Consider the following 12124-nt stretch of genomic DNA (forward strand, 5'->3'; position numbering starts at 1 on the left):
CCCCTTCGGGGCAAGAAGTCGACTATTCACCCAAAACATACACCCCGCGGGAGAAACTTATTTTTGGCATGAAGCTAATTATCATTTCCGGCATCGTTGTGCTTCTGTTTTGGCTGATGGACCGATTTTCATCAACCTAGTTCCCGGGGAGCTAACGGAGATTTCTCTCCGGCGCGGCGGCTTGTTTAATAATAAAAAAACATGGGAGAATAAATCATGAAAAAAGATGGAATACAGATTCTGGCAAGCGGCCTAGTGGTTGTGGTCTCGATTTTTCTGTTGACGGGCTGCATGAGCGGCGCCTACACGTATGAGAATGTAAATACTTCGGGAACCGTGGTCGCCAAGGATACGGATTCGGCCGGAAAGGTCACAAGCGTCGAAATCAAAACCGACTCGGCAGCGAGCTTTACCGTCGAGAATTCCGGAAAAGGGAAGGAACTGATCGGAATGATCGACAAGAAAGTTGAAATCACTGGAAAGGCAAGGCCGGATCAGGGAAAGAAATTGCTGACGGTGGAGTCGTATAGGGTGATCGGATAATCGCATCTGGCACATTTCGGAAGGGGGGGCGAAACTCCCCCTCCTTACACCGATCGGTGGGGATAATAGAGACTATGGCTAAAAAGCCCCGCTTCTCAAACCAAGAGGCGGGTTTTTTTGTTTCCATGGTCAGCTCACAGGCAGCACACTTATGAGTTAGTACAATTTTTAAAAGCTGGAGTTCGGTTCGCTTGACAAATTTCAGAAAATTGTCTATGTTGTCGTCATAAAACGACGTAAAATGACGACATGGTAGCCAAAAATGCTAAAAAGAATTTTCCAAGCTCCAAAACAAAGCTTTTTTCTCTTGGGTCCTCGGGGCTCCGGAAAGAGCACATGGCTTCGCGCCGCTTTTCCGGGTGCCTATGTAATTGACCTGCTGTCCGAGGAAATCTACCAGCGGCTGCTGGCCAATCCCGGTCTTTTCGCGGATGAGTTGCGCGCAGTTTCAGCCGGCCGCTGGGTTATCGTGGATGAGGTGCAGCGGCTGCCGAATCTGCTGAACGAAGTACACCGGTTTATTGAAGAAAAGCGGCTGCGTTTTGTTCTATGCGGGTCGAGCGCCCGCAAGCTTAAGCGTACCGGTGTCAACCTGCTGGCCGGACGCGCGCTGCATCGCTCCATGCACCCCTTTGTTCCCGCAGAGCTTGGCGACCATTTTGATCTGGAAGAAGCCTTTCACTACGGACTGCTGCCGATCGTTTGGGACTCTGCCGACAAACAGGAAACCCTTTCCGCCTATGCGCAGCTATATCTTAAGGAAGAGATCCAGGCTGAAGCGCTTGTCCGGAACCTGCCCGGATTTGCCCGTTTTTTGCCGCTGGCGGCTCTTTTCCACGGCCAGACCGTCAATATTACCAATATCGCCCGTGAAGCGGGGGTTGCCAGAACCACGGCCGCAGGGTATCTCGACATCCTCGAAGAAACGCTGCTATGCTTTCGGCTTTCAGCGTACGAAGCCAGACTGCGTGTGCGTGAACGCAAACTGCCCAAATGGTATTGGTGTGATCCCGGGATTGTGCGTGTAATGAAACGTACGGGCGGTCCCCTGGCACCGGAGGAAAGGGGCGCGTTGTTCGAAGGACTGGTGGCGCAGTTAATACGGGCGTACAAGGACTATCGTCTCATTTGTGACGACATGTATTACTGGGCGTCTGCGGACCGGTCCGGGATCGAGGTCGACTTCCTGCTGGTTCGGGGGACGGATCTGATAGCGGTCGAAGCAAAGTCCGGCAAGACTTTTACGGATGCCTGGTGCAAGGGCCTGCGCGCTGCCGCACCCCTTAAAGGACTGCAGCGTCGACTGGTCGTATATCCCGGTGGACCATCCATGAGGACTCAAGACGGCATCGAAGTCATACCTTTCCAGCAATTTGCCGAAGATCTGGATGCCGATACCCTGTGGGATTAGGATCTTCCCTTTGAAAAATTTTTTAAGTGCGGTATCAGATCAATAAACGTGTCATCCCAAAATAAATAGAGAGAGAAAAAATCATGCGGATTGTAGAGGTTAAGGAAGAAACCGTTTCCATCGCTTCCCAGATCAAAAACGCCTATATCGATTTCAGTAAAATGACGGTTTCCGCGCTGGCACTGGTGACGGATGTCGTCCGGGACGGCAAACCGGTGGTAGGCTATGGATTTAACTCCAACGGCCGCTATGCCCAGGGGGCCCTGCTGCGCGAACGCTTTATTCCGCGGCTGATGTCAGCCGATCCAGAAACGTTGTTGGATGAAACCGATGAAAACTTCGATCCCTTCAAAATCTGGCAGGTCTTGATGAAAAACGAAAAGCCCGGCGGACACGGCGAGCGCTCGGTGGCCGTGGGGGTCATCGACATGGCCCTCTGGGACGCGGTGGCCAAGATCGCCCAAAAGCCGTTGTACCGGCTGCTGGCCGAGCGGTTCCGCAACGCGCTGCCGGATGAAAAGGTCTTTGTTTACGCCGCCGGCGGGTATTATTATCCGGGTAAAGGTTTGGATGAGCTTTGCAGAGAACTGGAAAACTATCTTGCTTTAGGGTACCGAACGGTCAAAATGAAAATCGGCGCTGTTCCCTTGAGCCAGGACATAGAGCGGATCGAAGCGGTCCTGGGGATGCTGACCCAAAAATATCCGGACCAGGAAGCTGCCGGCAATCGGCTGGCAGTGGATGCCAACGGACGCTTTGACCTTGAGACAGCCGTTGCCTATGGCCGGGCGCTGGAGCCCTTCAACCTTTTCTGGTATGAAGAGGCCGGCGATCCGCTCGATTTTGCACTTCAGGCCGAACTGGCCGGTCAATATCGCCCGGCACTGGCCACCGGCGAAAATCTGTTTTCCCACCAGGATGCCGCCAACCTGATCCGGTATGCCGGTATGCGCCCTGACACGGACTACCTGCAGATGGACCCGGTTCTTTCCTACGGCCTGGTGGAATACATGCGCATGCTGGATGTGCTTAAATCCCACGGCTGGTCGTGGCGGCGTTGCATCCCCCACGGCGGCCACCAGTTCGCGCTTCACATCGCCGCCGGTTTGGGATTGGGGGGCAACGAATCCTATCCCGGCATATTTGCCCCTTTCGGCGGGTTTGCCGATACCACCCCCGTGGAAAACGGCACTATCGGCCTGACCCAGGCGCCGGGTATCGGATTTGAAGAAAAATCCGAACTGATCAGCCTTTTCAGAAAGCTGTTTGGTTGATGATCCCCCGGACATCTTCGTCTTGAATTCTGGATTCGCTGATGACGCACAGGCGTTCGATATGGCATACCCCATGCCGTTGTAAATAATTTTATTGCAAAGCATCCCACCGGCCATTATAAGAAAGTCAGTATTACAATTAATCATCATGTCAATTCGCATTAGTCATGTCTTTTGGTGTTGTGGAAATACAGGTAGAGCGTCTGGATAAACCGATAAACCAACAAATAAGAAAGGAGAAAGGAAAATGAAAAAGGTATTGATTATCATATCAATCTTCGCATTGGTCCTGTCTTTCAGCGTTGTGGCCGTACAGGCAGAGTATCCGGATAAACCCATAAACTATATCATATCCTTTAACCCCGGTGGAGAATCCGACATTACGGCCCGGTTGCAGGAAAAACCCCTTGAAGACTTACTGAAGGTTCCCGTGAACGTAACCCATAAACCAGGCGGAGGCGGAGCGGTTGCCTGGAGCGATTTTCAGCGAACTGCAAAACCTGACGGATATACTCTTGTCGGGGTGAACATCCCCCATATCATCGGGCAACCTCTTCAGCGCAAGGATGCCGGTTACAGCACGGATGGTTTCAACATCATTATGTGGTTCCACTTCACACCCAACGCCCTGATAGTTAACAAAGACAGCCAGTTCAAGACGCTTAAGGACTTCATAGATTTCGCAAAGAAAAACCCCCAAGTAATAACCGTAGGAGGCAGCGGAACTTACAGCGCCAACCATCTGGAAACACTGCGCCTTGAAAAGGCGGCCGGCATCAAACTGACTTACATCCCTCACACGGGCACCGGTCCGCTGGTACCGGCCGTATTGGGTGGTCATCTCACATGTCTTATGAATTATTCGATGCTGGGGGTGCAGCTCAAAGACCAGGTGCGGGTACTTGCAATAGCATCGGAAGAACGGGTTCCCTTCCTTCCCGACGCTCCCACCTTCAAAGAACAGGGCTATGACATCGTCGGAGGCGCCTTCCGGGGAATTGCGGCGCCCCTTGGCACCCCCAAAGCAATCGTTGACAAACTGGCCAATGCCTTCACAGAGGTAAACAAAAAAATTACTGAAAAACAGGAACCCTTAGGCTTTGTAATGACCTATGCAACCGGCGACAAGGCCCAAGAACTGACAGCTCAGATGAAAAAGGCCTACGGCGACGTATTTCAAGACATATCCAAAGAGAAAAAATAGTTATTAAGAATATTATAGAGCCTTCTATCGGGTTCTGATCAGGCAAAATATGGGCAAACCCGGATTAAAGAAATTCCGGGTTTGCTTAATTGTTGCTCCCTTTAAAGACAATTTCCCTGAAGGACTTCAAAATGGAACTTTTTCAGGAGACATTTCTACAGCTTCTGCATCCGTATATCATCATCTTAATATTTTCCGGCGTTACGGCGGGACTTTTTGTGGGGGCCATGCCCGGCCTTACCGCAACGATGGCCCTGGCGGTGCTTCTGCCTTTTACATTCACCATGCCCCCGCTTGAAGGTCTCGTTGCGCTCGGTGCGGTATATATGGGGGCAATCTACGGTGGTTCTTTTGCGGCCATTCTGGTTAATACCCCCGGCACGCCTTCTTCCATAGCAACCGCTTTTGAGGGATACCCCATGGCCAAGGAGGGCCGGGCCATAGAAGCCATATATGTTGCCACCATATCTTCGGCCATCGGTGGCATAGCCGGCGTACTCTTTCTCCTGCTGCTCTCACCGCCCCTGGCACGGCTCTCTATAAAATTCGGTCCGGCAGAGTTTTTCTGGGTAGCCATGCTGGGGCTTACGCTTATAGCAAGTCTTTCGGAGGGATCTCTCCTCAAAGGTCTCCTCGGAGGCTCTCTGGGCATGATTTTGGGCACAATCGGCGTCGCCCCCATAGGGGGCGAAACCCGCTTTACCTTCGGTCTCCCCGTGCTCCAGGGAGGCGTGGAGATGATTGTGGCCCTCATCGGACTTTTTGTTCTGCCCGAACTTTACAACATGGCCACCCAGGGAAAGGCGGCCCTTCAAGAAGTATCGATTTCATCGGAGCGAGGGGTCTCTTTCTTTAGCGTGCTTAAAAGAGTGTTGTCCATGCCGGGCAATCTTATCCGCTCCTGTATTATCGGCGAAATAGTGGCCATCATACCGGGTGCGGGCGGCAATATCGCCAATCTGGTGGCCTACAACGAGGCCAAGCGGACCAGCAGACATCCTGAAAAATTCGGAACCGGCGTCATAGAAGGCCTCGTTGCATCAGAATCAAGTAACAACGTCACGGTGGCTGGCAGCATGGTCCCCCTTCTGACTTTGGGGATTCCCGGGGCCCCGCCGGATGCGGTAATTCTGGGCGTGCTTCTGCTGCATGGCCTCAGACCCGGTATCGAACTCTTCACCACAAGCGGAAAACTTACTTATGGTTTCATCATTTCCATGGGTTTGGCGGCCATCGCAATGGTGCCGGTTGGTCTCATGGGAGGGCGTCTCATTTACAGGGTAATATTCAAAACGCCCTATTATTTCCTTGTACCCACAATATCCCTTGCCACAATCCTGGGCTCCTTTGCCCTTAGAAACAGCATTACCGATGTCTTGATAATGATAATCCTGGGTACTATCGGTTACCTGCTTAAACAGGTGGGGATAGCGCCCGCTCCTATTGTCCTCGGGCTGATTCTGGGAAGCATTGCTGAAATCGGATTTGTCCAGTCTCTGCTGCGGGGAACAGCCTATCCTTATCCGATCCTGAAACTGTTTGAAAATCCTCTTTCGCATATACTGATCGCCATGACACTGTTTTCAGGGGCCTGGCCTTATATCTCAGCTTTATATAAGCGCCTTAAAGGTCGGATAAAATCAAAGGAAGAATCATGACAAAAGGCACAAACACGAATTTAATTGCAGGCCTCATCGGACTCGCTTTAAGCGCCGGCTTCTGGTTTTCACTTGAAGAAATTTCCAGGATGAGCATCATATTTCCAAAGGCCATGATCATAATCATGGCTTTTATTTCGGTCTGCCAGATTATCAGCGGTTTCATATCGCCGGAACGAGTTCGATTATTCGGTGAAGGAGATCATTTAAGGGCATTTGTTACCGGTATAACACTCTTTGCCTGGGTTATTGCAGTAAGCTGGGTGGGCTTTTATGTTTCAAGCGTGATCGCCTTTTCATTTCTGGTTTATTATCTGGCCCTGGCAAGGCGCAGCGTTACCCTGGCCCAGCTTGCATCATGGGTCGTGATAATTGCCGTTGAGGTGGGTGTCTTTTACCTTATTTTTTCGCGATTGCTGTACGTCCCTCTTCCAAAGGGTTGGCTTATCTGAATTACAGATTCGTAGGATAATTATTTGAAGAGGGGTCAAAAGGAAGAATTATGCATGCAATCGAAAAAATTCTAGCCCGGGCTGCCGGCAGGGCGTCGGTTTCCGCGGGAGAGATTGTCCAATGTCGTGTCGATCTGGCCGAAGTCAACGATCTCTATCTTCAAACCATTCGCTCGTTTTATGACATGGGCGGAAAGCGGGTCTGCCATCCCGACCGGATTACCTTTATACTCGATCACTATGCCCCGGCAGCAACCATTCAGCAGGCCGAAAACCAGAAACAGATGCGTCAGTTTTGCTGTGAGCAGGGAATTGAACTGCTGTTCGATATCGGCAGCGGGGTTTGTCACCAGGTGATGGTGGACGAAGGACTGGTTTATCCCGGGATGGTGCTGGTAGCCACTGACTCCCACACCACCACCCACGGCGCATTCGGCGCTTTCGGCACCGGGGTGGGCGCCACGGACCTGGCCGTTATCATGCGGACCGGGCAGTTGTGGTTCCGGGTGCCTGAAGTCATCCGGATCGAATTAAACGGCACGATTCCCGGAGGTGTCTATGCCAAGGACATCATTCTTTTCATCATCGGTGCCCTGGGCGCCGATTACGCCATTTACAAGGTAGTGGAATTTTGCGGACCGGTGCTCAAGAGTTTATCCGTATCCGAACGAATGGCCCTGTGCAATATGACGACTGAAATGGGCGCCAAGGCCAGCTACATTCAACCGGATGAAATCACCTTTGATTTTCTGCAGCAAAAAGTAAAACGTTCTTACCAAATGTTTGAAAGCGACCCGGATTACCACTGCGTTGCGAATCTTTCTTATGATGTGTCGGGGATATTGCCCCAGTTGTCCGCCCCGCACAGTGTTGATAATGTCGCACCGATCAGTCGGTTTGAGGGGATAGCGTTGGACCAGGCTTACCTGGGTAGCTGCACGGGCGGCAGAACCGAGGATATCGGCATTGCGGCCCACATACTGAAAGGGAAAAAGGTGCACGCCCGGACCCGATTCGTGGTGGTGCCGGCCTCAAAAAACGTTTATCTGGAAAGTCTTGAGCGGGGCTATATCGACACGCTGGTCAGGGCCGGCGCAACGATTGTTACGCCGGGTTACGCGGCCTGTCTGGGGACCCACGCCGGGATCCTGGCCGCCGGAGAGGTTTGTATCTCTTCGACCAACCGGAACTTTCCCGGTCGGATGGGTCACGCCGGTGCGAAAATATACCTGGGTTCGCCGGCGGCGGTTGCCGCGTCCGCTCTGGCCGGCAAAATTGTCAATCCGGCCCCTTATTTCGATATAAATTAAGGAGTCATTTGTGATCAAAACCGTTAAAGGCCGCGCATTCGTATTCGGTCATAACCTGGATACAGATCAAATTTATCCGGGCCGTTATCTGGAACTGACAGATGCCGAAGACGTCGGGAAACATGCCATGGAAGGTGCTGATCCGGATTTTACGCGAAAATTCAAGGCCGGTGATATCATTGCCGCCGGCAGCAACTTTGGCTGCGGGTCGAGCCGGGAACAGGCCGTCTTGACTCTCAAGACCAATCAGGTCGGTTCGATCCTGGCTGAATCTTTCGCCCGTATTTTTTATCGCAACGCAATCAATCTGGGGCTGCCCGTTCTCATTTGCCCGGGCGTCAGTCAAAAAGTGACAAATGGCGATACGGTTACAATCGATTTGGCTGCCGGTCTGGTTGTCAACGAGCGCACCGGCCAGGCCCTTCAGGCGGAGCCCCTCTCCGCGTATGTCATCAAAATCATTGAAAGCGGTGGGATTGCCCCCCTGATTAAAAAGGAGTATGCCGACAAATGATCGAACCTCCTAAAGGCAAGGGATAGAAGATAAATTAGACCGTTTCGCTATGGTAAAAATATACAAACAAACATCAAAAGGAAAAAAATTATCATGCGTATCACCGATGTAAAAGTTGAATTATTGCGTATGCCGCTGCCACGCCCGATGCAGTCGGGTTCTTCCAGCGGCAAAAAAGGCGGTCCGGTAAGTCATATCAACATGCCGGTTGTATTCATCACTACTGAAGACGGGACCCGGGGCATCGGGTATTCATGGAGCCTGCTGGGCGGTGCGACCGCCACCCGATGTATTCTTCAAGACGATTTTGCGCCGCTGCTGATGGACGAGAATGCCCTTGACCACGAACGCCTGTGGCTCAAGCTCTACAAGCGGCTGCAGACGGTCGGCCGCATTGGACTTGTCGCCCAGGCCATGGCAGCGGTAGATCTGGCCCTGTGGGATATCAAGGGAAAAATCGCCGGCCTGCCGGTATACAAGCTGCTGGGCGGCAGTCGGGAAAGTGCGCCGGTCTATGGCTCCGACGGCGGCTGGCTGTATATGAGCGTGCCTGAGATGCTGGCGGCTTTCGAGAGCTATCTTGCCCAGGGAATGATGGGCGTTAAAATGAAGATCGGCCATGAAGACCCAAAGAAAGACATTAGACGGGTAAGCGAAGTTCGTAAAGGGCTTGGCGACGATGTCTGGATTGCCGTTGACGCCAACCAGAAATGGGATCTGCCGACGGCCATGTGGGTTGGGCGAGAGCTCGAACAGCTTGGCGTTGCCTGGTTTGAAGAACCGTTATTGTGTGAGGACATTCCCGGTCATGCCAAACTCGCAGCGGCCCTGGATATCCCCATTGCCATGGGAGAAACATTGGGGTCCCGCTTCGAGTTTAATGCGTATTTGCGCGCAGACGCGGTCGACATCCTGCAACCGGATATTATCCGGGTCGGCGGCATCACCGAGATGGTCAAAGTGGTGACGCTGGCAGATGTGGCCCAGTTGCCGGTGGCGCCGCACCACATGATGGAAAGCACCATTCAGGTGGCCTGCGGCGTCATGAAATCGGGTCCCATCGAGTACATGCCGTGGGTGGCAGGTGCCTTTGCGGAGCCGATGAAAATTGAAAACGGCCGGATGCTGCCGCCGCAGAAACCGGGCCTGGGGCTTGAGATTCCCGAGGAAATTGTTCGCCGGTTCCGGGTCGAATGAGTCGGTACAACCGTCAAAAGCTGCCGACGAGGGATCCCTCAGCTTTTAACCCCTTTGGACGAAAAACGGTACACGCGGCTCCCCTCATAAAACTGCATATCCGCAGCTCCTTTTACCCGGAGGTAATCGAGATGGCCCATGGCCTCGGATAAGGCCAGAAAGATATCAACGCCCCTGATATCCGGAAACAGCCGCAGGGCCACCCGGTAAGGTGTCAGGCCGCCGTCATTTTGGGTCAGGCCTCCCTCGGTTTTCAGCAGATTCAAAACACGGTTCCTGCGGACGCGGTGGTGGCGCTGGATATGTCGGACGACCCCGGCGTGATCCTTGAACGAGGGGCCATGCCCCGGCAGAACGGCCCTGACTGCAAGACCGCTTATCATTTCCAGCGTCGCTTCGTAGCGGGCGAGGCTCTGGTACTCCGGGTCCTCCGCCGGCGGACTGATTTCAACCACCGGATTGGGGGTGATTTTCTCCAGCAGACTGTCTCCGGCCAGAAGGGTGCCGTTGTCCCGGTTAAAAAGACAGATCGAGCCGGGGCTGTGCCCGGGGGTGTGGACAACCCCAAGCTGCATGTCGTCGAAATCGAACACGGCCTGGCCGTTAAAGGGTGAAACGCTTTCCACAGGGCCGATCAACCGCTTGAAGCGGCCTGAAATAAGTTCCAGAATCTGACGGCCGATCTCGCCGGGCAGGCCGGATTCGGTCAAAAATCCATGGAGTATGTCGTGGCGGCTTTCGAGCCAGTTTTCTCCCTGAACAGGTATTTTGTCCCGATCCCACAGGTGAATAAACACCGCTGCCCTGCTGTGGGATGCGATTTTGCCGGCAAGCCCCACGTGGTCGGTATGCCCGTGGGTCAGAATGACCCTTTTAAGATCAGACAGCCTGCCCCCCGTCGACCGGATGCCCGCCGCAATGACGTCGAGCCCCTCGGGCCCGTTTACCCCGGTGTCGATCAGGGTGGGGGTTGAATCAGGAATGTAGTAGCAATTGACGGTCTTTAGCGGAAATGGAATGGGAACTTCAATGCGATGGATATGTGTCATGGAATATTTTCGCCTACTTTCTTTCAAAAACAGCGGCGACACCCAACACCCCGACGCTGTTAATACCTGAATATTTCATTATCGGGGTCGCAATTGACCGGTTTTCTGTCCCCATACAAAAAATCTGACCCAGCTAAACCCAAAGCGTAAAAGCGCCGGATCTTCTGTTTCCATTTTTTTAAGAAGGGTTGTTTTTACCTTGTAACGCTTTAAAAAACTGCTGTTAAACACGAACTCCCGAAACCGGTCGATGTTGTACAAAGCCATAAACGCCATCTTCGCCTTGGGGCCTCCTGGACCTTCCCTCCCCCAGGGATCATTCTGGAAAAGAGCCTTTAATTCAGCCCATTCCAGTGTCAGCTTATCATATAACACGTCATCAGTACCGCGCGCCCATTCGGCCGGTGTCCGGTTTCTGGACTCTTGGGGCCCTTGACAGAAATCCGGCGGCTTGAAAAAGTAGATCCGTTCGGTTTTCCCGGGGTCGGCTCCATACCACACGCCCTCTTCCATGGGAAATTTGCGGCAGGTATCGGGACGGTCCGCATAGACCGCACATCCCTCCGGGGTCACAAACGGACAGAGACTGTCGTTGTCGTCCTGCATGCGCAGGAGCACATCCGGAAAAAAAGCGCCGGCCCGCAGAACAACCGAAACATAACGGTCAATAAACCGATCGGACGAAATCCCCAGGCGATTTTTAAGCCGAATGACATCATACGGATACAAAAACAGGTTCAGGTTTCGGCAACACCGGTTAAAACAGGGAATCCCCGGAAAGCAGTCAAAGGTAAACGTTTCGGTTGCGGCCAGCCGCCTGCCGGTCAGTTTCTTCAGTTCCTTGTCATCAATATACTTCATTCATCACCAAAGGAAATGATCATTTCGGCAATGGTCATCTTCAGTTTCAGGTCAACCCCGACGGCCTGCCTTAAATTCCGTTCGAGCCCGGCCAGCTGCCGGTAAAACGGGGTGCGGTCAAGGCGGACAGCTTCTGGGTCGCGGCGCTCCCGTTCAAAGGTTTCACATCCCGGCCCCCGCAGGGGCTCCAGCCCGGGCCGTTTCAGTCTGTACGGGATTCCATGCAGCCGGCAGATCATGGGACGGTAAAGATACACGCTGCACCGCCCCGCCAGATTCAGCGGACACAGGGGACGGTTGCGAATACCATTTATTTTAAGCGGATCTTCCTGCCGCACTGTTTCGGCAGACTGCCGCACCGACAACCGCAGCGCCGGCCCAAGCTGGTTAACGCCTTCCAGCAGATAAAAATACTCCAGATAGGTATAGTGGTAAAATCGGCTGCGGCAGCAGTTTTCTTCGCAGCCGCTGCAAACAAAGCCCAACTGGTCAGCAGTCACGCTGTATGCCTGGTCCATGGCGGCATATATTTCTACCAGCGCATTTCTAAACGGAATGAAAGCCTGTCGGATTCTTTCATTATTAGTTATAGCGGTCATGGGAATATAAGAATTATACCAGCGGTGAGGGAAAAAAGTTTTTTTTATAAAT

Annotated in this window: 12 protein-coding genes; 9 read left to right on the plus strand and 3 right to left on the minus strand. The window is 52.9% G+C overall.

The genetic code is table 11. The features are described from left to right. Positions 1–216: 216 nt before the first annotated feature. The 9 genes from P1P89_19620 (at position 217) to P1P89_19660 (ending at position 9563) form a co-directional block, all read left to right on the plus strand. Positions 217–543, plus strand: a complete 327-nt coding sequence (locus P1P89_19620) for a hypothetical protein (protein MDF1593722.1) — start codon at positions 217–219, stop codon at positions 541–543. 262 nt (positions 544–805) lie between these two features. Continuing rightward, entirely contained in the window at positions 806–1954 is a 1149-nt protein-coding gene (locus P1P89_19625; protein ID MDF1593723.1) for an ATP-binding protein, read from the plus strand. Between the two features lie 83 nt (positions 1955–2037). After that, positions 2038–3228: a mandelate racemase/muconate lactonizing enzyme family protein gene (locus P1P89_19630; GenBank protein MDF1593724.1), complete on the plus strand. Its 1191-nt coding sequence runs from the start codon at positions 2038–2040 to the stop codon at positions 3226–3228. Positions 3229–3475: 247 nt separating this feature from the next. Continuing rightward, on the plus strand, positions 3476–4432 hold the full coding sequence (locus tag P1P89_19635) for a tripartite tricarboxylate transporter substrate binding protein (GenBank protein ID MDF1593725.1): 957 nt from the start codon (positions 3476–3478) through the stop codon (positions 4430–4432). A gap of 131 nt (positions 4433–4563) precedes the next feature. Further along, positions 4564–6090 (plus strand): tripartite tricarboxylate transporter permease, encoded by a 1527-nt coding sequence (locus tag P1P89_19640; protein ID MDF1593726.1) that lies wholly within the window; start codon positions 4564–4566, stop codon positions 6088–6090. Beyond that, a complete protein-coding gene (locus tag P1P89_19645) occupies positions 6087–6542 on the plus strand; it encodes a tripartite tricarboxylate transporter TctB family protein (protein ID MDF1593727.1) in 456 nt (151 codons plus the stop codon). The genes P1P89_19640 and P1P89_19645 overlap by 4 nt, the downstream gene beginning before the upstream one ends. A gap of 50 nt (positions 6543–6592) precedes the next feature. Beyond that, positions 6593–7852 carry a 3-isopropylmalate dehydratase large subunit gene (locus tag P1P89_19650; GenBank protein MDF1593728.1) on the plus strand — a complete coding sequence of 420 codons (1260 nt, stop codon included), beginning with the start codon at positions 6593–6595 and terminating at the stop codon, positions 7850–7852. A 10-nt stretch (positions 7853–7862) separates the two neighbouring features. Beyond that, entirely contained in the window at positions 7863–8366 is a 504-nt protein-coding gene (locus P1P89_19655; GenBank protein ID MDF1593729.1) for a 3-isopropylmalate dehydratase small subunit, read from the plus strand. A gap of 93 nt (positions 8367–8459) precedes the next feature. Then, positions 8460–9563 carry a mandelate racemase/muconate lactonizing enzyme family protein gene (locus P1P89_19660; protein MDF1593730.1) on the plus strand — a complete coding sequence of 368 codons (1104 nt, stop codon included), beginning with the start codon at positions 8460–8462 and terminating at the stop codon, positions 9561–9563. Positions 9564–9601: 38 nt separating this feature from the next. Here P1P89_19660 and P1P89_19665 read toward each other — a convergent pair whose 3' ends face one another. The 3 genes from P1P89_19665 to P1P89_19675 all read right to left on the minus strand — a co-directional run bounded on the left by P1P89_19665 (position 9602) and on the right by P1P89_19675 (position 12072). After that, positions 9602–10612, minus strand: a complete 1011-nt coding sequence (locus tag P1P89_19665; GenBank protein ID MDF1593731.1) for an MBL fold metallo-hydrolase — start codon at positions 10610–10612, stop codon at positions 9602–9604. Between the two features lie 78 nt (positions 10613–10690). Further along, positions 10691–11473 (minus strand): YkgJ family cysteine cluster protein, encoded by a 783-nt coding sequence (locus tag P1P89_19670; GenBank protein MDF1593732.1) that lies wholly within the window; start codon positions 11471–11473, stop codon positions 10691–10693. Further along, on the minus strand, positions 11470–12072 hold the full coding sequence (locus P1P89_19675) for a hypothetical protein (GenBank protein MDF1593733.1): 603 nt from the start codon (positions 12070–12072) through the stop codon (positions 11470–11472). The genes P1P89_19670 and P1P89_19675 overlap by 4 nt, the downstream gene beginning before the upstream one ends. Positions 12073–12124 lie beyond the last annotated feature (52 nt).

Source organism: Desulfobacterales bacterium (assembly GCA_029211065.1).
GTDB lineage: Bacteria > Desulfobacterota > Desulfobacteria > Desulfobacterales > JARGFK01 > JARGFK01.

Bases quoted from the DNA above. Each gene is read 5' to 3' on its own strand.
- P1P89_19635 (MDF1593725.1), top strand. From the start codon at position 3,476: ATGAAAAAGGTATTGATTATCATATCAATCTTCGCATTGGTCCTGTCT.
- P1P89_19620 (MDF1593722.1), top strand. From the start codon at position 217: ATGAAAAAAGATGGAATACAGATTCTGGCAAGCGGCCTAGTGGTTGTG.
- P1P89_19650 (MDF1593728.1), top strand. From the start codon at position 6,593: ATGCATGCAATCGAAAAAATTCTAGCCCGGGCTGCCGGCAGGGCGTCG.
- P1P89_19670 (MDF1593732.1), bottom strand. From the start codon at position 11,473: ATGAAGTATATTGATGACAAGGAACTGAAGAAACTGACCGGCAGGCGG.
- P1P89_19665 (MDF1593731.1), bottom strand. From the start codon at position 10,612: ATGACACATATCCATCGCATTGAAGTTCCCATTCCATTTCCGCTAAAG.
- P1P89_19660 (MDF1593730.1), top strand. From the start codon at position 8,460: ATGCGTATCACCGATGTAAAAGTTGAATTATTGCGTATGCCGCTGCCA.
- P1P89_19640 (MDF1593726.1), top strand. From the start codon at position 4,564: ATGGAACTTTTTCAGGAGACATTTCTACAGCTTCTGCATCCGTATATC.
- P1P89_19625 (MDF1593723.1), top strand. From the start codon at position 806: ATGCTAAAAAGAATTTTCCAAGCTCCAAAACAAAGCTTTTTTCTCTTG.
- P1P89_19675 (MDF1593733.1), bottom strand. From the start codon at position 12,072: ATGACCGCTATAACTAATAATGAAAGAATCCGACAGGCTTTCATTCCG.
- P1P89_19630 (MDF1593724.1), top strand. From the start codon at position 2,038: ATGCGGATTGTAGAGGTTAAGGAAGAAACCGTTTCCATCGCTTCCCAG.
- P1P89_19645 (MDF1593727.1), top strand. From the start codon at position 6,087: ATGACAAAAGGCACAAACACGAATTTAATTGCAGGCCTCATCGGACTC.